This window comes from Scandinavium hiltneri (assembly GCF_024764835.1).
In the GTDB taxonomy this organism is placed as follows: Bacteria; Pseudomonadota; Gammaproteobacteria; order Enterobacterales; family Enterobacteriaceae; genus Scandinavium; species Scandinavium hiltneri.
On sequence record NZ_JALIGE010000068.1, the window covers coordinates 172,248 to 198,280 of the forward strand.

At 53.0% G+C, this 26,033-nt stretch carries 19 protein-coding genes and 3 pseudogenes; 12 read left to right on the forward strand and 10 right to left on the reverse strand.

Annotated elements, in window-relative coordinates; genetic code table 11:
• Window positions 1–8 precede the first annotated feature (8 nt).
• Together MUU47_RS04075 and MUU47_RS04080 are read left to right on the forward strand one after the other, a co-directional pair.
• Window positions 9–869, forward strand: a complete 861-nt coding sequence (locus MUU47_RS04075; RefSeq protein WP_258986881.1) for a ketose 1,6-bisphosphate aldolase — start codon at window positions 9–11, stop codon at window positions 867–869.
• Window positions 869–1,876 (forward strand): carbohydrate kinase family protein, encoded by a 1,008-nt coding sequence (locus MUU47_RS04080; RefSeq protein WP_258986882.1) that lies wholly within the window; start codon window positions 869–871, stop codon window positions 1,874–1,876. The genes MUU47_RS04075 and MUU47_RS04080 overlap by 1 nt, the downstream gene beginning before the upstream one ends.
• A 4-nt stretch (window positions 1,877–1,880) precedes the next feature.
• Here the strand turns inward: MUU47_RS04080 and MUU47_RS04085 are convergent, their stop codons facing one another.
• On the reverse strand, window positions 1,881–2,639 hold the full coding sequence (locus MUU47_RS04085; protein ID WP_258986974.1) for a response regulator: 759 nt from the start codon (window positions 2,637–2,639) through the stop codon (window positions 1,881–1,883).
• Between the two features lie 262 nt (window positions 2,640–2,901).
• On the opposite strand from MUU47_RS04085, the gene fdhF reads away from it, so the two are divergent.
• Window positions 2,902–5,049 carry a formate dehydrogenase subunit alpha gene (gene fdhF / locus MUU47_RS04090; RefSeq protein WP_258986883.1) on the forward strand — a complete coding sequence of 716 codons (2,148 nt, stop codon included), beginning with the start codon at window positions 2,902–2,904 and terminating at the stop codon, window positions 5,047–5,049.
• A gap of 124 nt (window positions 5,050–5,173) precedes the next feature.
• Window positions 5,174–5,845 (forward strand): tetratricopeptide repeat protein, encoded by a 672-nt coding sequence (locus MUU47_RS04095; RefSeq protein ID WP_159776683.1) that lies wholly within the window; start codon window positions 5,174–5,176, stop codon window positions 5,843–5,845.
• 95 nt (window positions 5,846–5,940) lie between these two features.
• Here MUU47_RS04095 and gltP read toward each other — a convergent pair whose 3' ends face one another.
• From gltP to MUU47_RS04120, 5 genes and pseudogenes are all read right to left on the reverse strand, one after another.
• A complete protein-coding gene (gene gltP, locus MUU47_RS04100) occupies window positions 5,941–7,254 on the reverse strand; it encodes a glutamate/aspartate:proton symporter GltP (RefSeq protein WP_258986884.1) in 1,314 nt (437 codons plus the stop codon).
• A 428-nt stretch (window positions 7,255–7,682) separates the two neighbouring features.
• The gene (locus MUU47_RS04105) at window positions 7,683–8,852 is read right to left on the reverse strand and encodes a MalY/PatB family protein (RefSeq protein WP_258986885.1); all 1,170 of its coding nucleotides are present in this window, start codon (window positions 8,850–8,852) and stop codon (window positions 7,683–7,685) included.
• A gap of 56 nt (window positions 8,853–8,908) precedes the next feature.
• A complete protein-coding gene (gene nhaC / locus MUU47_RS04110; protein ID WP_258986886.1) occupies window positions 8,909–10,363 on the reverse strand; it encodes a Na+/H+ antiporter NhaC in 1,455 nt (484 codons plus the stop codon).
• A 157-nt stretch (window positions 10,364–10,520) separates the two neighbouring features.
• Window positions 10,521–11,450, reverse strand: a complete 930-nt coding sequence (melR, locus tag MUU47_RS04115) for a transcriptional regulator MelR (RefSeq protein WP_258986887.1) — start codon at window positions 11,448–11,450, stop codon at window positions 10,521–10,523.
• A gap of 239 nt (window positions 11,451–11,689) precedes the next feature.
• Window positions 11,690–12,068: pseudogene (locus MUU47_RS04120) on the reverse strand (integrase core domain-containing protein); the annotation flags it as partial.
• Between MUU47_RS04120 and MUU47_RS04125 the strand changes: the two are divergent.
• Window positions 12,053–12,704: pseudogene (locus MUU47_RS04125) on the forward strand (molybdopterin-dependent oxidoreductase); the annotation flags it as partial. The pseudogenes MUU47_RS04120 and MUU47_RS04125 overlap by 16 nt on opposite strands.
• A 25-nt stretch (window positions 12,705–12,729) precedes the next feature.
• On the opposite strand, the gene MUU47_RS04130 reads toward MUU47_RS04125, so the two are convergent.
• A protein-coding gene (locus MUU47_RS04130) for an IS3 family transposase (protein WP_258986976.1) occupies window positions 12,730–13,937 on the reverse strand; the annotation gives its coding sequence in 2 pieces (ribosomal slippage) (window positions 12,730–13,616 and window positions 13,616–13,937; 1,209 coding nt in all).
• 90 nt (window positions 13,938–14,027) lie between these two features.
• On the opposite strand from MUU47_RS04130, the pseudogene MUU47_RS04135 reads away from it, so the two are divergent.
• A pseudogene (locus MUU47_RS04135) lies at window positions 14,028–14,366 on the forward strand (molybdopterin dinucleotide binding domain-containing protein); the annotation flags it as partial.
• A gap of 79 nt (window positions 14,367–14,445) precedes the next feature.
• Here the strand turns inward: MUU47_RS04135 and MUU47_RS04140 are convergent.
• A complete protein-coding gene (locus MUU47_RS04140; protein WP_374684740.1) occupies window positions 14,446–16,794 on the reverse strand; it encodes a glycosyl hydrolase family 18 protein in 2,349 nt (782 codons plus the stop codon).
• 519 nt (window positions 16,795–17,313) lie between these two features.
• Here MUU47_RS04140 and acs point away from each other — a divergent pair.
• The 3 genes from acs to actP all read left to right on the forward strand — a co-directional run bounded on the left by acs (window position 17,314) and on the right by actP (window position 21,348).
• Window positions 17,314–19,272 (forward strand): acetate--CoA ligase, encoded by a 1,959-nt coding sequence (gene acs, locus MUU47_RS04145; protein WP_258986888.1) that lies wholly within the window; start codon window positions 17,314–17,316, stop codon window positions 19,270–19,272.
• Window positions 19,273–19,387: 115 nt separating this feature from the next.
• Window positions 19,388–19,702, forward strand: coding sequence for a DUF485 domain-containing protein (locus MUU47_RS04150; RefSeq protein WP_258986889.1), 315 nt, complete (start codon window positions 19,388–19,390; stop codon window positions 19,700–19,702).
• Window positions 19,699–21,348: a cation/acetate symporter ActP gene (gene actP / locus MUU47_RS04155; protein WP_258986890.1), complete on the forward strand. Its 1,650-nt coding sequence runs from the start codon at window positions 19,699–19,701 to the stop codon at window positions 21,346–21,348. Before MUU47_RS04150 ends, actP begins: the two co-directional genes overlap by 4 nt.
• A gap of 34 nt (window positions 21,349–21,382) precedes the next feature.
• On the opposite strand, the gene MUU47_RS04160 is transcribed toward actP, so the two are convergent.
• The gene (locus tag MUU47_RS04160; RefSeq protein WP_133462031.1) at window positions 21,383–22,072 is read right to left on the reverse strand and encodes an LrgB family protein; all 690 of its coding nucleotides are present in this window, start codon (window positions 22,070–22,072) and stop codon (window positions 21,383–21,385) included.
• Window positions 22,065–22,475, reverse strand: a complete 411-nt coding sequence (locus MUU47_RS04165) for a CidA/LrgA family protein (protein ID WP_258986891.1) — start codon at window positions 22,473–22,475, stop codon at window positions 22,065–22,067. The genes MUU47_RS04160 and MUU47_RS04165 overlap by 8 nt, the downstream gene beginning before the upstream one ends.
• Before the next feature lie 102 nt (window positions 22,476–22,577).
• Here MUU47_RS04165 and MUU47_RS04170 point away from each other — a divergent pair, with 102 nt between their 5' ends.
• The 3 genes from MUU47_RS04170 (at window position 22,578) to murP (ending at window position 25,993) form a co-directional block, all read left to right on the forward strand.
• Window positions 22,578–23,465, forward strand: a complete 888-nt coding sequence (locus tag MUU47_RS04170; RefSeq protein WP_258986892.1) for a LysR family transcriptional regulator — start codon at window positions 22,578–22,580, stop codon at window positions 23,463–23,465.
• Between the two features lie 162 nt (window positions 23,466–23,627).
• Window positions 23,628–24,539 (forward strand): N-acetylmuramic acid 6-phosphate etherase, encoded by a 912-nt coding sequence (gene murQ / locus MUU47_RS04175; protein ID WP_258986893.1) that lies wholly within the window; start codon window positions 23,628–23,630, stop codon window positions 24,537–24,539.
• Window positions 24,540–24,541: 2 nt separating this feature from the next.
• Complete coding sequence (gene murP, locus MUU47_RS04180) at window positions 24,542–25,993, forward strand: PTS N-acetylmuramic acid transporter subunit IIBC (RefSeq protein WP_258986894.1); 1,452 nt, start codon at window positions 24,542–24,544, stop codon at window positions 25,991–25,993.
• Window positions 25,994–26,033 lie beyond the last annotated feature (40 nt).

Sequence of the window (26,033 nt, forward strand, 5' to 3'; positions counted from 1 at the left end):
AGAACGCTATGCCGATGATTTCTCTTGCCGAAGGACTGGCCCACGCCCGGGAACACCGCTATGCGCTGGGCGCGTTTAACGTGCTCGACTCGCATTTCCTGCGGGCGCTGTTTGCCGCCGCCGAACAGGAACGCTCGCCGTTCATCATCAATATCGCCGAGGTGCATTTCAAATATCTGTCGCTGGAATCGCTGGTGGAGGCGGTACATTTTGAGGCCGCTCGACACGACATTCCAGTGGTGCTGAATCTCGATCACGGCCTGCATTTTGAGGCGGTGGTGCGCGCCCTGCGCCTTGGATTCAGCTCGGTGATGTTTGATGGCTCGACCCTCGACTACGACGAAAACATCCGCCAGACCCGTGAAGTGGTGAAGATGTGTCACGCAGTGGGCGTGTCGGTGGAAGCGGAACTCGGCGCAGTCGGTGGTGATGAAGGCGGTGCGTTGTACGGCCACGCCGATGAAGCCTTCTTCACCGACCCGGGTCTGGCCCGCGAGTTTATCGACAGAACCGGCATTGATGCGCTAGCCGTCGCCATCGGCAACGCGCATGGCAAATACAAAGGCGAGCCGAAGCTCGATTTCGCGCGCCTCGACGCCATTCGCCAGCAAACGGGTTTACCGCTGGTGCTGCACGGTGGGTCGGGGATTAGCGATGCAGATTTCCGTCGCGCCATTGAGCTTGGTATTCACAAAATCAATTTCTACACCGGCATGTCGCAGGCGGCGTTGGGCGCGGTTGAGCAGCACATGGCGCAGCGTCAGCCGATTTATGATGAGTTTGCCGAACTGCTGCTGGGTATCGAAACCGCCATTACCGATACCGTTGCCGAGCAGATGCGGATTTTCGGCAGCGCGGGGAAAGTGTAATGGAACGCCAGGGCATTATCGCCGCCGGAAATATGCTGGTCGATCACGTGCATCGCATCGTGCAGTGGCCTGAGCGCGGCTGGCTGGCGGAGATCACTCACAGCGAACGATCCACCGGCGGCGCGCCGCTGAACGTGCTGCTGACGCTGGCTAAAATGCGCAACCATATGCCGTTGCAGGCGGTGGGGCTGATTGGCGAAGACGCGGACGGCGATTACATCATGGCGATGCTCGATCAGTATCACGTCAATCGTCAGCACGTGCAGCGCACTTCGTTTGCGCCAACCTCGATGTCGCAGGTGATGACCGATCCCGACGGGCAGCGTACCTTTTTCCATTCTCCCGGCGCGAACCGGCTGTTGGATCTTCCGGCCTTTGATCGGCTGGAAGGATCGATGAAGATCTTCCATCTCGGCTATTTGTTGCTGCTCGATAGCCTGGATCTGGCGGACAAAGAGTACGGCACGCGGGCCGCGCGACTGCTGGCACAGATGCGCGAGAAAGGCTACGAAACGTCGCTGGATTTGGTGTCACGCAAAGGCGACCCGCGCTATCAGCCGTTGGTGCGTCCGGCGCTGGCTTATCTCGATTACTTAGTGATTAACGAACTGGAAGCCGGGGAGTTTAGCGAGCTGCCGATCCGCATCGAAAACGGTGAGCCAATAATCGACAACATCGCTCAGGCTGCGGCGCTGCTATTGGCGGCAGGCGTGAAAAAGCGGGTGGTTATCCACTGCCCGGAAGGCGCGTGGTGTGAAGCACCTGGCGAACCGGGCGAATGGGTGCCGTCCTGGCAGCTGGCGCAGAACGAGATTATCGGCAGCGTCGGTGCGGGCGATGCCTTTTGCGCCGGGTTCCTGTATGGCTGTCACGAAGGCTGGACGCTGCGCCAAAGCGTGCTGCTGGCCCACGCCTGCGCGCGTGCCAGTCTCCTGTGCGCCAACGCGATTGACGGGGCGAAATCCCTTGATGAGTTGACGTTGTTTATCAGCGAAAACAGCGTGTGAGCCGTCAGAATTGCCCGGCGGTGCTGCGCTTACATGGGCCTACGCCAGCCTCTGTGACATCAGCGGCGAAGACATAGCCCAGCCCGCGCAGGGTTTTGATAAGCGTCGGCTGGTGCGGATTACGTTCGATTTTGCGTCGCAGGCGCATGATCAGCACGTCTATCGTGCGGTCAAACACCTCGGTGCTTTCGCTGTGGGTCAGCTCCAGCAGCTGTTCCCGGCTGAGCACGCGCCGGGCGTTTTGCGCCAGCGCCAACAGCAATCCGTATTCGCCCTGAGTCAGCGCCACCGCGTTTTGCGTGGGGTCGAACAGCTCGCAGCGATCGGTGTCGAGCCGCCAGCCGTTAAAGCTGATCCCGCCGCCCTGCCCGCTGCGCACGTCCACCGCCAGCGCACCGCTGCGGCGTAACACCGCTTTCAGGCGCGCCACCACAATCCGCGGGTTAAATGGTTTGCCGATATAGTCATCGGCGCCCATTTCCAGCCCGACCACCACGTCAGACTCGCTGCCCATGCCGGTGAGCATCACCACCGGCAGCGCCGGGCGTATTTTCTGCACCTGCATCAGCACCTGCAGGCCGTTGATATCCGGCAGCATCATGTCGAGCAGCACCAGCGCGATGTCTGGCCGTTGCGCCACCGTCGCCACACCCTGCTGGCCCAAATGGCACACCACCACGTCAAACACATGCTCGGCGAGCACATCCCGAAGGAGTTCGCAGATTGCCGTGTCGTCGTCAATCACCAGTATGACCGGTTTCATCATCAGCCCCTGCTCTGAACGCCATGAAGTAAGTCTGAATGATTCTGCAGTGCGCTCCAGTCAATTCCAGTATCGGGTGACGGATTTATAACCGCTGTCACATCCCGGTGGCATTCGACACGTCAAAACTGACGAGCTGCCCATTTTCGTCAGTTGCACCCACGCTGAAACCCGCCAATACCCATATAGTAAAGAGTGGCATAAAACCTGCATTAACGAGCGCTGAACGCATTTATGCGACTGTTTAACTGGAGCGAAACCGATGAAAAAAGTCGTTACGGTTTGTCCTTACTGCGCATCGGGCTGCAAGATAAACCTGGTGGTAGATAACGGCAAAATAATCCGGGCGGAAGCGGCGCAGGGGAAAACTAACCAGGGCACGCTGTGCCTGAAAGGGTTCTACGGTTGGGATTTTATCAACGATACCCAAATCCTCACCCCGCGCCTGAAAACCCCGATGATCCGTCGCCAGCGTGGCGGCAAACTGGAGTCCGTATCCTGGGACGAGGCGCTGAATTATGTCGCCGACCGTTTGAGCGCCATCAAAACCAAATACGGCCCGGACGCTATCCAGACCACCGGTTCGTCGCGCGGGACAGGGAATGAAACCAACTATGTGATGCAAAAATTTGCGCGCGCCGTTATTGGCACCAATAACGTCGACTGCTGCGCTCGCGTCTGACACGGCCCTTCGGTTGCAGGTCTGCACCAATCGGTCGGTAACGGCGCTATGAGTAATGCCATCACAGAGATTGATAACACCGATCTGGTGTTTATCTTCGGCTACAACCCGGCAGATTCGCACCCAATCGTGGCGAATCACGTGATTAACGCCAAACGTAATGGCGCGAAAATCATCGTCTGCGATCCGCGTAAAATTGAAACCGCGCGCATTGCCGATATGCATATTGCGTTAAAAAACGGCTCGAACATCGCGCTGCTGAACGCGATTGGCCATGTGATCATTGAAGAAAATCTCTACGACACGGCGTTTGTCGCCAGCCGTACCGAGGGCTTTGAGGAGTATCGCAAAATCGTTGAAGGCTATACGCCTGAATCCGTGGAAACGATAACCGGCGTGAGCGCGCAGGAAATTCGCCAGTGTGCGCGGATGTACGCCGGTGCGAAATCCGCTGCGATCCTGTGGGGCATGGGCGTGACCCAGTTCTATCAGGGTGTGGAAACGGTGCGTTCGCTGACAAGCCTGGCAATGCTGACCGGCAATCTGGGCCGTCCGAGCGTCGGCGTTAACCCGGTGCGTGGTCAGAACAACGTCCAGGGTGCCTGTGATATGGGCGCGTTGCCGGATACCTATCCGGGTTATCAGTACATCAACAATCCGGCCAACCGCGAGAAATTCGCCAAAGCCTGGGGCGTGGAAAGTCTGCCTGCACACACCGGCTATCGCATCAGCGAGCTGCCGCACCGTGCGGCGCATGGCGAAGTACGTGCGGCCTACATCATGGGCGAAGATCCGCTGCAAACTGACGCCGAGCTTTCTGCGGTGCGCAAAGGGTTTGAAGACCTCGAACTGGTTATCGTGCAGGACATCTTTATGACCAAAACCGCCTCGGCGGCCGACGTCATTTTGCCGTCCACCTCATGGGGCGAGCACGAAGGCGTTTATACCGCCGCAGACCGTGGCTTCCAGCGCTTCTTCAAAGCCGTTGAACCGCAGTGGGACCTGAAAACCGACTGGCAAATCATCAGCGAAATCGCCACCCGGATGGGCTATCCGATGCATTACAACAACACTCAGGAAATCTGGGATGAGTTGCGTCATCTGTGTCCGAGCTTTACCGGGGCCACTTACGAAAAAATGGGTGAGCTGGGCTATGTGATGTGGCCATGTAGCGATGAGTCAGACGCCGATCAGGGTACGTCGTACCTGTTCGCGGAGAAGTTCGATACGCCGAACGGTCTGGCGCAATTCTTCACCTGCGACTGGGTCGCGCCTATCGATAAACTCACCGAAGAGTATCCGCTGGTGCTCTCCACCGTGCGTGAAGTCGGCCACTACTCCTGTCGTTCGATGACCGGTAACTGTGCCGCACTGGCCGCGCTTGCCGATGAACCGGGCTACGCGCAAATCAATACCGCTGACGCGGCAAGGCTCGGTATTGAGAACGAAGCGCTGGTGTGGGTGTATTCGCGCAAAGGCAAAATCATTACCCGCGCGCAGGTCAGCTCCCGCCCGAACGTCGGGGCGGTTTACATGACCTATCAGTGGTGGATTGGCGCCTGTAATGAGCTGGTAACGGAAAACCTAAGCCCGATAACCAAAACGCCGGAGTATAAATACTGTGCCGTTCGGGTGGAAAGTATTGCCGATCAGCACAGCGCTGAACAGTACGTTATTGACGAATATAATAAGCTGAAGTCCCGGTTACGTGAGAGTGCTCAGGGCTGACGCGCGTTATGAACGCGTCATTGTGGGGGTGAAGATTTTCACCCCTTTTTTTACACTTCTTGCCCCATTTAATTCTCTTGCGGCGCCCTTTATACTGCGGCTCCTTGCATGCGGAAGAAAAAGAATGATTAAGCGCTGTGGCTGGTTATTGTTGCTCCCTTTACTGGCGCACGCCGACGAAATCGGCACCCGGTACAAAGAGCAGGCCGAAGCGGGCGACAAACGCGCCCAGTATTATCTGGCTGATACGTATTACAGTTCCGGTGATGAACCGCATGCTCGCTATTGGGCTGAAAAAGCAGCGCAGGCTGGTGAGCCGGACGCCGTTGCATTGCTGGCGCAAATGATGATGAAAACAAGCCTGCCCAACGCGCGTAAGCTGGCCGAACAGGCGACGCTGGCGGGCAGCACTAACGGGGAAATCACCCTCGCCCACATGCTGCTGAACACTCAGGCGGGTAAAACCGATTACCCGCGCGCAATATCCCTGCTGCAAAAAGTGGCGGAAGATATCGATAGCGACACCGCGGTCGACGCACAAATGCTGCTGGGGCTGATTTACGCCAACGGCGGCGAAGTACCGGAAGATGACGTCAAAGCGACCTTCTGGTTTAAACGCAGCTCGACGCTCTCGCGCTCCGGCTATGCCGAATACTGGGCGGCCATGATATTCCGCGAAGGGGAAAAAGGCTTCATCAAGCCGAATAAACAGAAGGCGCTGAACTGGTTTAACGTCAGCTGTCTGGAAGGAAATGATTCGGGATGCGAAGAGCTTGATGCATTGAGCGGCGAATAATACCGCCCGGCGGCGCGATGCTTGCCGGGCCTGTGTGATTTTGCGTTTTGTAGGCCCGATAAGCGTAAGCGCCATCGGGCAGAGGTTCACAGCGCTTAACGATTCGCGGTTTTACTGAATTTGCCCAACATTTCACGCTCGTACGCCTGCGCTTTTTTGCGGTCAAATTTGTGTTCCCACTTTGAAATCACCAGCACCGCCAGCGCGTTACCCACCACGTTCAGCGCGGTACGCGCCATGTCGAGGATACGGTCTACGCCTGCGATAAACGCCAGCCCTTCCAGCGGAATACCCACGCTACCGAGCGTCGCCAGCAGCACCACGAACGATACCCCGGGCACGCCCGCGATCCCTTTCGAGGTCACCATTAAGGTCAGCACCAGAATGATTTCCTGGCCGATGGACAGGTCAATGCCGTACAGCTGAGCGATGAAAATCGCCGCGATACTTTGGTACAGCGTCGAGCCATCAAGGTTAAAGGAGTAGCCAGTCGGCACCACGAAACTGGTGATCGACGCTGGCGCACCATAGGCTTCCATCTTCTCGATAATGCGCGGCAGCACGCTTTCGGAACTCGCCGTGGAGTACGCCAGAATCAGCTCGTCTTTCAGGATACGAATCAAAATCCAGATGCTCAGCCCACACATTTTTGCCACTGTTCCCAGCACCACCAGCGCGAAGAACACAATGGCGACGTACACCAGGATCACCAGCTTGGCGAGCGGCCACAGGGAGGCAAAACCAAAGTTAGCCACGGTGACGGAAATCAGCGCGAACACGCCGACTGGCGCATAGCGCATCACCATGTGCGTCACTTTGAACATCGTTTCGGAAACCGAACGGAACACCGTGACCAGCGGTTCGCGATGCGCAGATGGCAGCGATGACAGCCCCAGACCAAACAGCACCGAGAAGAAGATAATCGGCAGCATGTCGCCTTTCGCCATCGAGGCGAAAATATTGGTCGGCACCAACGACAGGATCGTGCCCATCAGGCCATGCGCGTGGCTTTGTACATCGGTCGCAGTACTCTGGTATTTCGAAATATCCACCGTTGCGAGGGTCGACATATCAATGCCTGACCCCGGCTGGAAGACGTTCGCCAGCGTAATACCCAGCACGATGGCGATAGTAGTGATGATTTCGAAATAGATAATGGTTTTCGCACCGATACGGCCCAGCGACTTGGCATCGCCCACGCCTGCAATCCCGACCACCAGCGTCGAAATCACAATCGGTACCACAATCATTTTGATCAGATGGATGAAGATATCACCGGCAGGTGATAGCAGGTTGGTAATCAGCCATTCACGGCTATCACTTTGATAATGAAGATAACTACCCAGAAGAATACCCAGCACTAACGCCAGCAGTATTTGCCAGGCCAGGCTGACTTTCGCTTTTTTCATAACTACAGACTTCCTCAACGCAGGGAGACATTTTGTCACGCATGTTTCCCACTGAAACGGGGATGATTTGTGTTGTTTAATTTAAGACGAATTATAACGCGGCGTATCAGTACCACCTGCACGGCATACTGCGCAAGCCTTTAAGAACGGGGGGTTGGACTGACGAAACAGCGATTAGGGGAGATTAAATCCGGTTACCTAAAATAACCTTTTGTTATAAAAAACATTTTTTAGTTTGAAAATATATAAATTCATCATCGTTACTATTTCTTTTCTAACGTTTGTTTGGTGATTTTTTATACGCTAAAAACGATCTCTGCGGGCTATTTGAAATGAAGGAAGGCATCGCAGGGAGGTTGAATAAAACAACGCTCCCCGCTCAGTAACGTGACCTGACATGCTTTAATAGTCTAACGTCCCCATCGCCATCAACAGTAACATTTTGAATAAGCGGCTTTTAACCTGATAATTGCTTCAACCAATACGGATCGAGGGCAGCCAATATTCAGTCGCATATGCCCTTCTCCACCTATACCATACTGCAGACCAGGAGAGAGCCCCAGTTTAGCATCATGGATGAAAAAAGAAGCCAGGGCTTCCTCACTCAGTCCCATCTTCTCGGCATTGAGGAAAAGAAGATAAGAGGCACCACCATAGATTACCGAAATTTTTGGGCAATTTTTCGCTATTTCCTCTTTGACATATTTAACATTGTCCGACAAATATGAAAGCAACTGTTGGTACCAATTGTCGCACTGAGTATAAGCAGAATAAATGACGGCTTGTTGTAAGTAGTTTGTTTCAGCAAGATAGCAATTATCCAGGAAGGCGTAGAGTTGATCTCGCAACTTATTATTCTTCACGATCATAATGCCCCCTTGAACCCCGGGAGCATTGAAAGTTTTACCAATCGACGTTAATACAATGGACTGACTATCGATAGCTTCATTGGCGGTGAAAAAAGGAATATGATATTTGCCAGGTAACGTCAGGTCGCAATGCACTTCATCTGACACAATAATAACCCCCTCCTCATGGCAATAACGTGTCACTTTTACAAGAGTCTCACGATCCCACACAATTCCTCCGGGATTATGTGGGGAAATCAATAGAAACATTTTGGACATTTTCAGCTTATTTCTGAAATCCTGCCAGTCAAATTCATAAGTTCCATTTTTTTCGATCAACCGAGTCTGGAGTAATTTTCTACCACACCCTGGCACGAGATTTTTGTAAGGATCATATATTGGTGTACAGGTCAATATATTTTCACCGGGTTCACTCAAAGCCATTATAGATAAAACCACGGCTTTTATTACTCCGGGAATAAAATGTAACCACTCCTCTCTAATATAAGTTTCATATTGCTTCTGATACCAGTCAACAACCGATTTCTTCCAGCCGGGGTAATCCATATTATAACCCTGTACGGGCTGAGCCGAGACAATCTGTAAATTATCAAGGATGGATGTCGGTGTTTTAAAATCCATATCAGCAATCCACAGAGGTAAAACATCTTCTGTCCCAAACATCTGCTTCAACTGCCCATATTTTCGGCAACTGGAATCGCGTATCACAATATTATCAAATAAAGACATCATGGCTCCCTGTACAACAAATATTCTTAATCAAGAAAATGAAATTATAATATAATCTAGTGTTCCATAACATATTCTGGATCGTCACTTGGGTCATACTTGGCGATACCAATTCCTGTGGCAGCCCAGAGCAATGCAAAAATAATGCCGCTATAACATAAAATTGCCCACGGGAGATAATCCAGCGTCGCCACACCTAACATAGTTGCACAATAAACACCGGAGGCAGACCAAGGAATAATGGGTTCAACAACGGTTCCTGCATCCTCTGTCGTACGCGACAGATTTTTTGCCGCCAGCCCTCTTCTTTTATATTCACCCTTAAATGCATCGCCACATAACAGTAATGGTAGCGTACCGTTTGCAGTACATGCACAAATAGTAAATGCGCTCACGATAGTAATGAATACTAATCTGAACGTTGACTTCACGCCTTTGGTCAACGCCTGGATAACAGTATGAAGTGAGCCCGTTGCACTCATTGCGCCAGCGAAGCTGAATGCACTAAAAACAGTGACAAAACTGCTGAACATTGAGATTGCCCCGCCGCGCTCAAGCAGGCGTGGTAAGTCTGGGGAGAGTGTAGAAACATTGATGCCTTCAGCCATCGTTAACTTAAACCCGCTCACGACAGCTTCACCAACGGAGGAAGGCGAAAATACCTGAAAAACAAGGGCCAGGATCACCGAGACCAGCGTAGACAGAAACAGCATCGGGATCGGGGGTTTCTTTGTCAGCGATCCATACAGCACAATCAGCGGTGGAAGGATAAGGAGGAAATTGAAGTTGTATATCTCTGCAATTGACGTCATCAGCACAGTGATGGATTCTGGAGTACTGCCTGAAGTATCAATATTCAGACCCATATATGAATAAACGATACAGCATAAAATGAAGCCCGGCCCGGTTGTCCAGAGCAGGTGCCCTATATGGGAGTATAGATTAACCCCGGCCGCCAGGGCCGCCATATTGGTTGAGTCCGAAACCGGAGACAGTTTATCGCCAAACCAGCATCCTGACACAATGGCTCCTGCGGCAATACTTAACGGTATATTAAGCCCAATAGCAACACCAATCATCGCAATTCCGATGGTGCCAATCGATCCCCACGAGGTCCCTGTACAGACTGAAATCAGCGCCCCCAAAAAGAATGCTGAAATATAGAAGTACTGTGGATTAATGACTTTCAGACCATAGTAAATCATCATTGGTATCGTACCAGAGATCATCCACCCTCCGATTAAAAACCCGATACTGGCGACAATTAAAATGACCGGTAAAGCTTCTGCTATTTTATTACATATAGATTTTAAAATATCATCCCATGTATATCCGTGCGCTATTCCAACAAACGAAGCAGTAGCGGCCCCCATGATAATCATAGGTTCTGCACGAATATTAAACATAAAATACCCGATACTGATACCACCGAGCATAATAACCATAGGTAAAAGCGACCAAAAAAATGAAAGCTGTCGCCTGCTTGTAGGGTTGCAGTTATTTGATTCCATGTTTTCTTCCAGTTATTTGTTAATCAATTCCACATGTTATTTAAAATATGAATAATGAAGAATATCATCGCTTTGTGAACAAATCCTCCTCAAGAACGTGTATGAAGAAAATGTGAAGCCACATTACCTGTCTTTATAATTTATACATCAAATCTGTCTAAGGTAAATTATGACGCCGTTGTTGACTCAGTTTTCGGTATTGCTGCGGAGGCATTCCTACATATTTTTTAAACGTACTGTAGAAACGACTACTTGAGTTAAACCCCGTAAGCATGGCTATATCAAGAATGGTGTTATCAGTATCACTCAGTAAAGCACGGACATGATTAATACGTAAGGTGGTAATGTATTGTTTCATCGTCAATTGCATGGCTTTCTGGAAAATGCCCATCGCGTAATTAGGATTTAATTTAATATGATCAGCAATATCATTTATGGTCAGAGGTTTATCGCTATTCGCTGCGATAAACTCCAGCATCTGGCTGACATAAAACTTAGCATGTCTGGAAGTACCGTTTTTATGAGACAGGGAAGTGTTATTCACTAAAACCGGATTCCAACCCGAAAGGCTGAACCGTTTGAGCATCAACGCAATCTCATCAATCGCGAGTTGCCGAATGTGCGTATTCTCGCTTTTCAGCTCATGTTGCCAGCGTTGGACCTCAAAAATACTGAGCTGCTGGACAGCCTGTGATTTTATCACCAGCCCATGCGTGACGTGGTTAATCAACTCACGATCCAGTGGCCATGACAGAAAAAGATGCATAGGAAGATTGAATATTGCCATTTGTTGGCAATGGCCAGGGTTCGTCAGCTGATGAGGTGTACAGGCCCAGAAAAGAGTAATGTAGCCTTGGTTCATGAGTACCACTTCATCATTAATCAGATACTCCACATCACCATCAAAGGGAACATTGACTTCTATCTGACCGTGCCAGTGGCTGTATGTCATGGCCAGCGGGGCCCGCAGTTCGATATCCATCCTCTGAGACTCAGAATAGAGCGCAAGGGGGCTTTTTGTCTGTTTATCGTAACTGCGGCACATATGTGGATCATACGGTAGCCGCGGTGTATGTGTGTCCACCATTTAATGCTTCCTGAATCATTAGGCTGATTGATAAGCCAGGTCATGTTCGCAGCTTAGCCGAAAATAAACTCCATTTTCTCTACATTTCCCACAATTCATTCCCATAAAATCATTTTTCCCAGTTGATAAATGTAAATCTGAGTTTTCGGGAATAATTAACCACAATCGCACAGAGAGGGGCCCACTTATGCGGTAATTTGTACAAAAGCGGCAGAAGAAGCGGTGTAAGCACACCCGTTTTAGTTCCACGCACTTTTTGAGATTTCCGGTTTCTCAGCCATCAGCCGGTATTCTTCCGGCGTCAGGTTATTCCGGGATTCATGGGGCCGCTCACTGTTGTGTTCATTCAGCCAGCATTCCGTTATTTACCGTGCTTCGTTCAGCGTTCTGAACAGATAAAAATAAAGTATTTCGGTCCGGTATGTTCGGTTAAATCGTTCGATAAAGGCGTTCTGCATCGGCTTACCCGGCTTGATAAATTCCAGCATCACACCATGGTCTTCAGCCCATTGCGCCAGAGCCAGTGATATCAGTTCCGGTCCGCTATCCATCCGCATCTTCATGCGGATATCCACGGTTTGCCACTATTCTGTCCAGTACCTGCACAATCCGCTGCGATCCTGTGGGGCATGGGCGTGACCCAGTTCTATCAGGGTGTGGAAACGGTGCGTTCGCTGACAAGCCTGGCAATGCTGACCGGCAATCTGGGCCGTCCGAGCGTCGGCGTTAACCCGGTGCGTGGTCAGAACAACGTCCAGGGTGCCTGTGATATGGGCGCGTTGCCGGATACCTATCCGGGTTATCAGTACATCAACAATCCGGCCAACCGCGAGAAATTCGCCAAAGCCTGGGGCGTGGAAAGTCTGCCTGCACACACCGGCTATCGCATCAGCGAGCTGCCGCACCGTGCGGCGCATGGCGAAGTGCGTGCGGCCTACATCATGGGCGAAGATCCGCTACAAACTGACGCCGAGCTTTCTGCAGCTTGGCTATGTGATGTGGCCATGTAGCGATGAGTCAGACGCCGATCAGGGTACGTCGTACCTGTTCGCGGAGAAGTTCGATACGCCGAACGGTCTGGCGCAATTCTTCACCTGCGACTGGGTCGCGCCTATCGATAAACTCACCGAAGAGTATCCGCTGGTGCTCTCCACCGTGCGTGAAGTCGGCCACTACTCCTGTCGTTCGATGACCGGTAACTGTGCCGCACTGGCCGCGCTTGCCGATGAACCGGGCTACGCGCTGATCTTGACCCGCTATTTCCAGACAGCTTTTGTCTCTAAGTTAGCGTTATCCGTTGGCTCCGGTATTCCCTCGGTGAGAGGTATCCCAGGGCGCTGTGCGGATGGTTTTCATTGTAATGCTCGAACGCCGCCGCCAGGTTTATCAGCGCCGTTCTCACATTCGGTTTGGGCATGAAGGTGATGTAGTCACTTTTCATCGTTTTTACGAACCGTTCAGCCATGCCATTACTCTGCGGACTGCTCACTGCTGTTGTGCATGGCTCCAGATTCAGTTCCCTCGCGAACCAGCGGGTTTCATGCGCTACATAAGCTGAACCGTTGTCCGTCAGCCACTGGATTGATTTTTCCGGTAACTGATTACCGAACCGTTTTTCCACTGCACCCAGCATCACATCCTGTACCGTGCTGCTGTCGTAACCCCCTGTACTGGCGGCCCACTCTATGGCTTCTCTGTCGCAGCAGTCCAGCGCGAACGTCACCCGCAGCTTCTCGCCGTCATCACAGCCGAACTCGAAGCCATCTGAACACCAGCGCAGATCGCTTTCCGCCACCGCGACTTTGCCGTTATGCTCACGCTGCCGACGTTGTGGTTTGCCGTGCAGCAGCAACAGCCTGTTCTCGCTCATCACACGATAAACCCGTTTGGCATTCACGGGGGGAAGCCCTTCATTGCGCGACTGCTTCCGCAGTATCGCCCACACCCGTCGATAACCATAACCCGGCATATCACTGATGATCGCGAGGATTCGCGGTAGCAGCTCTGCATCTGCTTCCTCATTCCGTCTGTTACAGCGCCCGTCCTGCCAGTCGACAGGACGATTGACCCGAAGGGATAACTGCGCACGCGACACGCCTAAAGCCCGGCTGACCTGTGCTATTCCTTGCCCTTTGATAACAAGGGCGCGTGCGCTATCCATTTTCGCGACTGACCGTACTCCACCGCTTCTTTCAGGATCTCGTTCTCCATCGTCTTCTTACCCAGAAGACGCTGAAGCTCCCTGATTTGTTTCAGCGCAGCGGAGAGTTCAGAAGCCGGAACGACCTCTTCTCCGGCAGCCACTGCGGTGAGACTGCCTTCCTGGTACTGCTTTTTCCACTTGAACAGCAGACTGGGCTGAATGCCATGCAGACGGGCGACATGGGATACCGACATTCCCGGCGCCATCGACTGCTGAATAATGGCGATCTTTTCCTGAGGCGTTTTACGCCGACGGGCTTCTTGCCCCAACAGTATTCCGGTCATCTCAAAATTAGCGTTAGTGTTAGACATATATCCAAGCCTATCTCTTAAGTTAAGAGACTTCTACTGTCTGGTTTTTCATGGGGCCCACTCAAACCGGGCTACGCGCAAATCAATACCGCTGACGCGGCAAGGCTCGGTATTGAGAACGAAGCGCTGGTGTGGGTGTATTCGCGCAAAGGCAAAATCATTACCCGCGCGCAGGTCAGCTCCCGCCCGAACGTCGGGGCGGTTTACATGACCTATCAGTGGTGGATTGGCGCCTGTAATGAGCTGGTCACGGAAAACCTAAGCCCGATAACCAAAACGCCGGAGTATAAATACTGCGCCGTTCGGGTGGAAAGTATTGCCGACCAGCACAGCGCTGAACAGTACGTTATTGACGAATATAATAAGCTGAAGTCCCGGTTACGTGAGAGTGCCCAAGGCTAAAACGATTAACTTGACGCATTCGAGTGACAAAAAAATAGGCCAGTATCATTACGATACTGGCCTTGTTTCGCCATTTACCTTATTTCAGCATCTCTGGTGTAATAACCATCGACTTAAGCAATTTTGTTGCTTTAGGATCTTTGCTGAACATACAAGTATTGTCTTTCAGGTAGACAGAGACAACATCACCGGCCACTAAAGAAGATACACTCTTTTGGTTTTTGGTGGTTCTAAACCATTCCATCGCGACGTCAGAGTTTTTCTGTTTGTAGCCGATGCCACCACAGCTACCACCACCCGTCAACGTACCAACGCCTTCATCGTTAATGAAGTAAGCGAGAATGTTTGCGCTATTTTTCAAGGTCACAGGAACATCGACTTCAATTGTCGCAGCGGTTGCACCTTTAACTGCCGGAACATAGCGCATTTGCAGTATATCATCAGCAGTTGCTAAATTGAGTGACGGTTGAGTCATGTCCAGTTTTTTGACAACGGTTTTATTGCTGTCATTTTCAACCAGCGAAACTACACTGCCGACCAATAAATTCGCGCGAGGATAAGAGATCTTGACGTTACCAGCACTATCATTTTCAACGCTAACATTCGGACATTTAGTCATGACACCTTTATCAATATAACATTCGTCATAACTCCGCACGTCATTTTTCGGTGCATTCGCATATGGCGCTATTTTTTCAAGATGCAGATAATATTTTTTTGACTGATAAGCTTCTTTGCTCATCTCAATATTAATTGAGTAGGCCGAGAGTTTTTCATCTCCATGCTCAACAGCGAATGATTTAACGTCATCACCGGTAACCACTGAGGTTTGAAGAATATCACCAACGATCTTACCTAATTCATAGTTTGAGGTATCACCACTGATATCCCAGATAATTGCCCCGGCAAAACCTTGCTGGTTGATGTAGTCCACCTTTTCACTGATAGACTGCGGGTCATCATACGTCAGCAGCACTTTAGTCGTCGGGTTATACATATACGGTACGTGCGATTCGCTGTCCCAGTAGCGGGTATAACCCTGAGCCAGTTTTTCTTTCAGTGTGTACCATGGGTTGGTGCCGGTGAACTGGCCGACATCGTCCCATTTTCCTTTCACCGTCGCGCTACCTGGCGCAAACAGACCTGGCAGGCCTGGGATAATCTCAGTCGGTTCAACATTGCCCCAGCCACGACCATAGAATGGCACACCCATCAGCAGTTTACTCTTCGGCACATGCCAGGTATTGGCATATTCCTGCATCGTCGAGGACACGTTCAGCTTCTGGTCTGCGTCTTTGCTGTTGGCAAACTGTGGTGCGTTGTGGCCGGTGATAGGGTCAAATGCACCGTGAATGTCATAAGCCATCACGTTCACGCTATCCAGCAACGGCGCGGTCACTTCCGGGTTAATATATTGAATATTATTATGGTTCGTGGTGACCGCCGAAGAGAGCTGGTAATATTTGTCGTCTTTCAGACCCTGGGCATCAAGCTTACTGCGCAGCAGCTGGATAAGGCTGGTAAACTGATTTTTCTCAGCTTCGGTGTCCGGGTATTCCCAGTCGATATCAATGCCATCAAATTTCCATTGCAGCATGTAATCAACCATGCTCTGCGCCAGACGTTCGGTGCCGGCTGCTGTGGCCGTCGCGGCTTCAAATACACCTTCCTGCGAGTTGTCCCAGCCGCCAATGGAAATCATATATTTCACGCCAGAAGCAGCCATGCGTGTTGCCAGATCTTTCATCAGTTCCGGGGCTTTTTCAGTATCATGCATCACCACGACACCATTTTTAATAACCGCAAAACCGTAATTCAAATGGGAAATCAGGCTGGTATTGACTTTAATTGGCGTGAAATTATTGTGCGCATCATACACGCCCCATTCCGGGAAATATCCCACCACTTTACGCTGACCGGCAACTTTCTGTTTTTGTTCCTGCTGATATGCTTCCGCGGTTTCACCGGTCCATGGGGTAAAGTTAAAGGTCCCCAGAATATTCTGTTGTAGGTTCGTCGCTTCACCTTTCAGCCATACTGACTCCACACCCGGTTTTTCACCTGGGCCGGCCCACCACTGGTTAGTCCAGTAATATCCCTGATAACGCACACGGGTACCGGCAGTGCCATAAGTCTGGTTCTCATCCCACGTTGGCGTAGTAAGAACTTGATTGATCTGATTCGCAACAATAACTGTCTGGCTGCCTGGAAAGTTATTATTAACACCATAGGTCTCGCCGGTTGACGTGGTTTCAAGCGCCAGCCACGTTTGCCCGTTGTCACTGGAACGCATCATGGTATTGCCATTAGTGCCTTCGAGACGGTTAAGGTCGTCATTTGCGGTAATTTGTGCGAAAGCGGTAGAGGATGCGGCACCAGCAGCAATTATGCTAAGTCCAATCATCAGGCTGATTGATTTTAATTTCACAATACAAATCCTTTATGTATTTAAGCTATATCGAATAAAATAATCTAGAGGTTAAGCGAGGGTGATGTTAAACAATAGAAATGGCTTTAGCAATTCAGCGTGGTTATGCCAATATTTTACAGAAACACATAAAGCATATACTTTTAATATATTTAACGATTGTTAAGTAAATTATTGTTAGCGGATCCTGCCATTGCATCATAATCAAACCTTAAATCACAGCAAATTTTATTCGCTAGGTGAATGTTTGCAAATAAAACACCACTACTGTGAATGATTAATTAAGCGGGGATAAATTTAAAAACAGTCCCTCCGCAGCATGCCAGCAGAACTGGCCAGGATAATATACCCAAAATAATTAACATTATACCGTTAATAGCTTATTCAGATGCTTTAAATATTCATTAATTCGCTACCAAATTAATCCGTGATCTGTAACGCAAAAAGTAAAAAAACTGTTCATCACGCTATAATTAACCTTTTGTTGACATATAGTTAACAAAAAGGAGAGCAAAAGCCATGAGCCAAGTCCACAAACACGCTATTCCCGCAAACATTGCGGAAAATTGCCTGATCAACCCGGAGCAGTATGCAGCGAAGTATCAACAGTCGGTGAGCTCCCCTGACGCCTTTTGGGGCGAGCAGGGAAAAATCCTCGACTGGATCAAGCCCTATCAGAAAGTCAAAAATACCTCTTTCGCCCCCGGTAATGTCTCAATCAACTGGTACGAAGACGGTACTCTGAACCTGGCGGCCAACTGCCTCGACCGCCATCTTGCCGAGCGCGGTGATCAGACCGCCATCATCTGGGAAGGCGACGACGCCACCCAGAGCAAACACATTTCCTATAAAGAACTGCACGCCGACGTATGCCGTTTCGCCAACGTGCTGACCGAACTCGGCATCCAAAAAGGCGATGTGGTGGCGATTTACATGCCGATGGTGCCTGAAGCGGCGGTGGCGATGCTCGCCTGCGCGCGTATTGGCGCGGTGCATTCGGTCATTTTCGGCGGCTTTTCACCGGAAGCCGTCGCCGGACGCATTATCGATTCCAGTTCGCGCCTGGTGATCACCGCCGATGAAGGCGTACGCGCGGGCCGTTCCATTCCACTGAAGAAAAACGTTGATGACGCGCTGAGAAATCCTAACGTCAATACCGTTGAACACGTGGTGGTCCTGAAACGTACCGGCGGGACTATCGCCTGGCAGGAAGGCCGCGACCTGTGGTGGAGTGAACTGACGGAGAAAGCCAGCGACCAGCATCAGCCGGTTGAAGTCGGCGCGGAAGACCCGCTGTTTATCCTCTACACCTCCGGGTCTACCGGCAAACCAAAAGGTGTGCTGCACACGACCGGCGGCTATCTGGTGTATGCGGCGACCACCTTTAAATACGTCTTTGATTACCATCAGGGCGATATCTACTGGTGTACCGCCGACGTCGGCTGGGTCACCGGTCACAGCTATCTGCTGTACGGCCCGCTGGCCTGCGGTGCGACCACGCTAATGTTCGAAGGCGTACCAAACTGGCCGACGCCTGCGCGCATGAGCCAGGTGGTCGACAAACACAACGTAAACATTCTCTACACCGCCCCGACCGCTATTCGCGCCCTGATGGCCGAAGGCGATAAGGCCATTCAGGGCACTGACCGCTCTTCCCTGCGCATTCTCGGTTCCGTGGGCGAGCCTATCAACCCGGAAGCCTGGGAGTGGTACTGGAAGAAAATCGGCAACGAAAAATGTCCGGTGATAGACACCTGGTGGCAGACCGAAACCGGCGGCTTCATGATCACCCCGCTGCCGGGTGCGACCGAGCTGAAAGCCGGCTCCGCGACGCGTCCGTTCTTCGGTGTGCAGCCCGCGCTGGTCGATAACGAAGGCAACGTGCTGGAAGGGGCGACCGAAGGCAACCTGGTGATCACTGATTCCTGGCCAGGCCAGGCGCGCACACTGTTTGGCGATCACGACAGGTTCGAGCAGACCTACTTCTCGACCTTCAAAAACATGTACTTTAGCGGAGACGGCGCACGTCGTGACGAAGATGGTTACTTCTGGATAACGGGCCGCGTCGATGACGTGCTGAACGTGTCCGGCCACCGTCTGGGCACCGCAGAGATTGAGTCTGCGCTGGTCTCACACCCGAAAATCGCCGAAGCGGCGGTGGTCGGCATTCCGCACAGCATTAAGGGCCAGGCGATTTATGCCTACGTCACCCTGAACCACGGCGAAGAACCGAGTGCGGAGCTGTATACCGAAGTGCGGAACTGGGTGCGCAAAGAGATTGGCCCGCTGGCGACGCCAGACGTGCTGCACTGGACCGATTCGCTGCCGAAAACCCGCTCCGGCAAAATCATGCGCCGCATTCTGCGCAAAATTGCCGCCGGAGATACCAGCAACTTGGGTGATACCTCAACGCTTGCCGATCCTGGCGTGGTGGAAAAACTGCTCGAAGAGAAGCAGTCCATCTCAATGCCTTCATAACATTCTTGCCCGGTAGCGCTCCGCTAACCGGGCCTGCTCATAATAACAATACCTTACCTTCCCGTTTGAATTTCCTGCTTCTGAAAGACGACGGGGAACCTCTGGAGACGCGGTGATGAATCAAGATATTTGTCAGCAGATAGAAAACAGTGCGCATTTCAGGGAGCTCGTCGAAAAACGGCAACGGTTTGCCACCCTCCTGTCGATCATCATGCTGGTGGTCTATGTCGGTTTTATTCTGTTAATTGCTTTCGCGCCCGGCTGGCTCGGTACGCCGCTGCATGCGGGCACCAGCGTCACGCGTGGTATTCCCATCGGAATTGGCGTAATCATCATTTCTTTCGTGCTTACCGCCGTGTACGTCTGGCGGGCAAACGGTGAATTTGACCGGCTGACGAAGGCCGTTCTGCATGAGGTGAAGGCGCCATGAAAAAACGACTGACGGCGCTGGCCACCTTGCTGCCGCTGGCGGCGAACGCTGCCGATTCCATTAGCGGTGAAGTGCAGCGCCAGCCGACCAACTGGCAGGCGATCATCATGTTCCTGATTTTTGTGCTGCTGACGCTGTACATCACCTGGTGGGCCTCTAAACGGGTCCGCTCGCGCAACGATTACTACACCGCGGGCGGCAATATCACCGGTTTCCAGAACGGCCTGGCAATTGCCGGAGACTTTATGTCTGCGGCGTCATTCCTCGGTATTTCCGCGCTGGTGTACACCTCCGGCTACGACGGCCTAATTTACTCTCTCGGCTTCCTCGTCGGCTGGCCGATTATCCTGTTCCTGATAGCCGAACGCCTGCGTAACCTCGGGCGCTTCACCTTCGCCGACGTGGCGTCGTATCGCCTGAAACAAGGGCCGATTCGTATTCTGTCTGCCTGCGGATCGCTGGTCGTCGTGGCGCTGTATCTGATTGCACAGATGGTCGGTGCCGGGAAGCTCATCGAACTGCTGTTCGGCCTGAACTACCACGTCGCCGTGGTGCTGGTCGGCGTGCTGATGGTGATGTACGTCCTGTTCGGTGGCATGCTGGCGACCACCTGGGTGCAAATCATCAAAGCGGTGCTGCTGCTGTTTGGCGCCAGCTTTATGGCATTTATGGTCATGAAGCACGTGGGCTTCAGCTTCAATAACCTGTTTACCCAGGCGATGGCGGTTCACCCGAAAGGCGCGGCGATCATGAGTCCGGGCGGACTGGTTAAAGACCCGATTTCTGCACTGTCGTTAGGGTTGGGCCTGATGTTCGGCACCGCCGGTCTGCCGCACATTCTGATGCGTTTCTTCACCGTCAGCGATGCACGTGAAGCGCGTAAAAGCGTGCTCTACGCCACCGGATTTATGGGTTACTTCTACATTCTGACCTTCATCATCGGCTTTGGCGCGATCATGCTGGTCGGGGCGAACCCGGCGTTTAAAGACGCGGCGGGCCAGTTGATTGGCGGTAACAATATGGCGGCGGTGCATCTGGCCGATGCGGTAGGCGGCAACCTGTTCCTCGGCTTCATTTCAGCCGTGGCGTTCGCCACTATTCTGGCGGTCGTTGCGGGTCTGACGCTGGCAGGCGCTTCGGCGGTGTCGCATGACCTTTATGCCAACGTGTTCCGCAAAGGCGCGTCCGAACGTGATGAACTGCGGGTGTCGAAAATCACCGTGCTGATTTTGGGCGTGGTGGCGATTCTGCTGGGGATTTTGTTCGAGAAGCAGAACATCGCCTTCATGGTCGGCCTGGCGTTCTCGATTGCCGCGAGCTGCAACTTCCCGATAATCCTGCTCTCGATGTACTGGTCGAAACTGACCACGCGTGGGGCGATGGTTGGCGGCTGGTTGGGTCTGCTGACGGCGATTGTGCTGATGGTTCTCGGCCCGACAATTTGGGTGCAGATCCTCGGCCACGAAAAAGCCATCTTCCCGTATGAATACCCGGCGCTGTTTTCCATCGCGGTGGCGTTTATCGGGATTTGGGTGTTCTCCGCCACGGACAACTCCGAAGCCGGAATGCGCGAACGCGAGCAGTTCCGCGCGCAGTTTATTCGTTCTCAAACCGGGATTGGCATCGACCAGGGCCGGGCGCACTAAGCGCGTTATCCCCGGTCTTGCGGCCGGGGATTTCTCAGAACATCGCCCATGCAACTAGCGGCGCACACAGGACCATCGTGACGCCGGAGAGCATCATCACCAGACTGGCAATCACCCCTTCCTGCGGACCAAGTTCGTAGGAACGCGCAGTGCCTGCTCCGTGTGAGGCGGCACCAAAGCCTGCGCCTTTCGCCATGCCTTCCCGAATGGCGAGACGCAAAAACAGCATGTCGCCTACCGCCATGCCAAACACACCGGTAATCACCACGAACAGCGCCACCAGCTCCGGCTGTCCGCCGAGCGGTTTCGCAGCAGCAAGCGCAAACGGCGTGGTAATTGAACGCACCGCCAGGCTGCGCTGAATTTCATCCGACAACGTAAACAGACGAGCCAGCCAGACCGAGCTGCACACCGCCACTACGTTCGCCGTCACAACGCCCGCGCTGAGGGACATCCAGTGGCGTTTGATCACCGCCAGATTGTCATACACCGGCACCGCAAAGGCGATGGTCGCCGGGCCGAGCAGCCACAGCAGCCAGTGCGCTTCGCCCATGTAATTCTGATAAGAGATGTGGCCGAATACCAGGATCAGCACCAGCAACAGCGGGGTGAACACCAGCGGCATCAGCGGCAGTTTGCGAAAGCGGCGATACAGGCGTTTGTTGGCGTAATAGAGTCCGAGGGTAACCGCCAGGCATAGCAGGCTCAGCGCAAGACTATTCACGATTCATCCTGCTTAGCTCGTAGCGATACACTTTATCGACCACCCAGGCGGTCGCGCCCAGCACCATTATTGTACTCAGCGCAATCACCAGAAAAATGCGCCAGCCATCTACCCTCAACAACTGGGCATAATTAACCACCGCCACCACCGCAGGCACGAAGAACAGCAGCATCTCCGCCAGCAGCCAGCGCGAACCGGCGCGTACCCAGTTGAGCGGTAAGATGCGGCACACAATCAGCCCCAGCATTAACACCATACCGACCAGATTCGCAGGCAGCGGAAGATGGCCCCACACGACCAGATGTTCCGCCAGCACAAACAACCCGGCGTACAACACCACCTGCACCGGGACCTGAAGATGGTGCAGAACTGCAGGCGTTACGCGCCCTAAGGCCACAGCCATGAAAGAAATTCCTGAAAAATATGAAGGTGCTCAGTATAGAGAGCCGTCGACTGCGACTGAAATGAATTAAAATCATTGAAGGTATAGTTTCGAGGAATAATCATGGACATAAGAACGCTGCGCTATTTCGTCGAAGTGGTCCGGCAACAGAGCTTTACCCGTGCGGCAGAGAAGCTGTTTGTCACCCAGCCTACCATCAGTAAGATGTTGAAAAACCTGGAAGATGACCTTAACTGTACCCTGCTCATCCGCGACGGGCGCAAGCTGCTGCTGACCGATACCGGACGCGTGGTGTTCGAGCGGGGCCTGGCGATCCTGGCCGAATTCCGCCAGCTTGAAGCGGAACTCAGTGATATCAATCACCTGCAAAAAGGGTTACTGCGCCTCGGCATTCCTCCTATGGTTGGCATGTTAATGGCCGGCCCTATCAGTTTGTTCCGCCAGCGCTACCCCGGCGTGGAACTCAAAATTGCCGAATTCGGTGGCCTGACGGTGCAACAGGCAGTGATGAACGGCGAGCTTGATGTGGCGATGACCGCCCTGCCCGTGGATGAAGAAAGTGGCCTGTCGACGCTGCCGCTGTTCAGCCATCCGCTGTGCGTGCTGGTGCCGAAATCCGGCGAATGGCTACACGTTGAGTCCATGAGTCCGGAACAGTTAGCCGCGCATCCACTGCTGATTTATAACGAAGATTTTGCGCTCAGCCGCCAGTTGATGACGTTGTTTGCCGAGCATGATGTGAAACCGCGCATTGCGGTTCGCAGCGGCCAGTGGGATTTTCTGGCGGCGATGGTGCAGGCGGGCGTTGGCGTGGCAATCTTACCCGAACCGATTTGCCAGCGGCTCGACAAAAATACCCTGCGCTGGATCCCGCTCGACAGCAAGCTGCACTGGCAATTGGGTATGATCTGGCGCGAAGGCACTTACCTCTCGCACAGCGCCCAGGCCTGGCTCCAGTGCTGCGAAGGATTTTGGCTGCCGGAAGGCTAGTCCCACTCCGCTTGCCTATTTTCTCCCTTTCCGTCGCGCTCATTTGGCAGTGCAGACTGCGCCCGATCACAGATTAGACTCTGGGATAAAATATTACTTCTTACATCAATAACTGGAATATATTATTCCAAATTATAGAGAACGCAATTCATCGAGGTCGTTATGAAAATTGATTTATCTGCACTGGCTACAGAGAGCCGCAACCCGGCGAGCGAGAACATTGACACCCTGTCGACGCTGGAGATGCTGAAAGTCATTAATACAGAAGACCAAAAGGTCGCGCTGGCGGTTGAAGAACAGCTGCCTGCCATCGCGAAGGCCGTCGATGCGATTACTCAAGCCTTTGCCTGCGGCGGACGCCTGATTTACTGCGGCGCGGGCACCTCGGGCCGCCTCGGTATTCTGGATGCAAGCGAATGCCCGCCAACCTACGGCACGCCGCGCGAAAGGGTGGTGGGTCTGATTGCGGGCGGTAAAACCGCCATTTTGCAGGCGGTCGAAAACGCCGAAGATAGCCCGCAAATGGGCGAGCAGGACCTGCGTGATTTGGCCCTGAACGAACGCGACGTGGTCATCGGCATTGCGGCCAGTGGGCGCACACCGTATGTGATTGGTGCCCTGAACTACGCCCGCAGCGTGGGTGCGACCGTCGGGGCTATCGCCTGCAACCGTGGCAGCGAAATTGGCAAGATTGCCGACATCGCCATCGAACCGATGGTCGGCCCGGAAGTGGTCACCGGCTCTTCACGTATGAAAGCCGGCACCGCCCAGAAACTGGTACTCAATATGCTGACCACCGGGGCGATGATCCGGTCCGGCAAAGTGTTTGGCAACCTGATGGTCGATGTGGAAGCCACCAATGCCAAGCTGCTGCAGCGTCAGGTGAACATCGTGGTCCAGGCCACAGAGTGTGAACCAGCAGCAGCAGAAGCGGCGCTGAACGCCTGCGATCGTCATTGTAAAACCGCCATTGTGATGGTTCTGGCGGGGGTCAGCGCCGCCGATGCCAGCGCGATGCTGAACAACAACAACGGCTTCATTCGCAGCGCCATCCAGGGCATCGGGAGCAAGTAATCATGGCGAAGATAACCGGCTCGATGATCGAACAACTTCTGCGACTGGCGGGAGGACCCGCGAACATCAGCGTGTGCGGCAACTGCATGACGCGCCTGCGCCTGACGCTGGTCAACCGTGATGCCGCCGATATTGCACAGCTCAAAGCGGTGCCCGGCGTCCTCGGCGTGATTAACGGCGACGACCAACTGCAAATTATCCTCGGGCCGGGTAAAGCGCAAACTGCCAGTGAAATGATGAATGACCTGCTGAAATCAGAGGGTGCGGAAGCTCCAGTACCTGCGTCAAACGCAGACCTGAAAACCCAGGCAAGTCAGAATAAAGCAAAGATGAAAGGCAAGCAGAACAGCGCGCTGCATAACTTTTTGACCAAGTTTGCCACCATCTTTACGCCGCTGATCCCGGGCTTTATCGCGGCGGGCCTGTTGCTCGGTATCGCGACGCTGTTACAGCAAATTTTCATTACCGACAGCGCGTCACCGGCAACCTGGCTCGTGGACATGATCGCCTATATGAAGGTGTTCAGCATTGGCCTGTTCACCTTCCTCAGCATTCTTATTGGTTTCAACACCCAAAAAGCGTTTGGTGGCTCGGGCGTGAACGGCGCGATCATCGCCTCGCTGTTTATTCTGCGCTACGTGCCGGAAGGCAAAGTCGGCTATTACGCGGGAATGCAGGACTTTTTCGGGCTGGTCATCGACCCGCGCGGCAACATTATTGGCGTGCTGCTGGCCTGTATTCTCGGGGCGTGGATTGAGCGCCAGGTGCGACGCTTTATTCATGATTCACTGGATATGATCCTGACGTCAGCCATTACGCTGCTGATTACCGGGGCCATCACTTTCACGGTGATTATGCCGATTGGCGGCGAGCTGTTTAAAGGCATGTCGTGGCTGTTCCTGCACCTGAACGGCAATCCGTTTGGCACGGCACTGTTGGCCGGTCTGTTCCTGATAGCCGTTGTGTTCGGCATTCATCAGGGTTTTGTGCCGGTGTATTTCGCGCTGATGGACGCTCAGGGCTTCAACTCCCTGTTCCCGATTCTGGCGATGGCCGGTGCCGGACAGGTTGGTGCGTCACTGGCGCTGTACTTCCGCGCCAAACACGGCTCTATGTTACGCACCCAGATAAAAGGCGCCATCTTCCCTGGCCTGTTGGGGATTGGTGAACCGTTGATTTATGGCGTGACGCTGCCGCGCCTGAAACCGTTCGTGACGGCCTGTCTCGGCGGCGCGGTGGGTGGCTTCTTCATTGGTCTGATTTCGTGGCTGGGTCTGCCCGTGGGCCTGAACACCGTCTTCGGCCCGTCTGGCCTGGTGTCGATTCCACTGATGACGTCTTCGCAGGGTATTTTCGCCGGAATGGCGGTGTACGTGGCGGGTATTCTGATTTCGTATCTGGCCGGTTTTGTACTGACCTGGTTTTTTGGCAGCAAAAACGTCGACCTGCAGTAACGCTCGACGGTATTCCTCCCCCCTTTCAGCCGCCTTCCAC

Coding starts and splice junctions, on each gene's coding strand:
- MUU47_RS04085 (WP_258986974.1), bottom strand. CDS start 2,639: ATGAAACCGGTCATACTGGTGATTGACGACGACACGGCAATCTGCGAA.
- MUU47_RS04170 (WP_258986892.1), top strand. CDS start 22,578: ATGGACATAAGAACGCTGCGCTATTTCGTCGAAGTGGTCCGGCAACAG.
- murP (WP_258986894.1), top strand. CDS start 24,542: ATGGCGAAGATAACCGGCTCGATGATCGAACAACTTCTGCGACTGGCG.
- MUU47_RS04080 (WP_258986882.1), top strand. CDS start 869: ATGGAACGCCAGGGCATTATCGCCGCCGGAAATATGCTGGTCGATCAC.
- MUU47_RS04105 (WP_258986885.1), bottom strand. CDS start 8,852: ATGTCTTTATTTGATAATATTGTGATACGCGATTCCAGTTGCCGAAAA.
- MUU47_RS04095 (WP_159776683.1), top strand. CDS start 5,174: ATGATTAAGCGCTGTGGCTGGTTATTGTTGCTCCCTTTACTGGCGCAC.
- acs (WP_258986888.1), top strand. CDS start 17,314: ATGAGCCAAGTCCACAAACACGCTATTCCCGCAAACATTGCGGAAAAT.
- MUU47_RS04150 (WP_258986889.1), top strand. CDS start 19,388: ATGAATCAAGATATTTGTCAGCAGATAGAAAACAGTGCGCATTTCAGG.
- MUU47_RS04165 (WP_258986891.1), bottom strand. CDS start 22,475: ATGGCTGTGGCCTTAGGGCGCGTAACGCCTGCAGTTCTGCACCATCTT.
- actP (WP_258986890.1), top strand. CDS start 19,699: ATGAAAAAACGACTGACGGCGCTGGCCACCTTGCTGCCGCTGGCGGCG.
- gltP (WP_258986884.1), bottom strand. CDS start 7,254: ATGAAAAAAGCGAAAGTCAGCCTGGCCTGGCAAATACTGCTGGCGTTA.
- murQ (WP_258986893.1), top strand. CDS start 23,628: ATGAAAATTGATTTATCTGCACTGGCTACAGAGAGCCGCAACCCGGCG.
- nhaC (WP_258986886.1), bottom strand. CDS start 10,363: ATGGAATCAAATAACTGCAACCCTACAAGCAGGCGACAGCTTTCATTT.
- melR (WP_258986887.1), bottom strand. CDS start 11,450: ATGGTGGACACACATACACCGCGGCTACCGTATGATCCACATATGTGC.
- MUU47_RS04075 (WP_258986881.1), top strand. CDS start 9: ATGCCGATGATTTCTCTTGCCGAAGGACTGGCCCACGCCCGGGAACAC.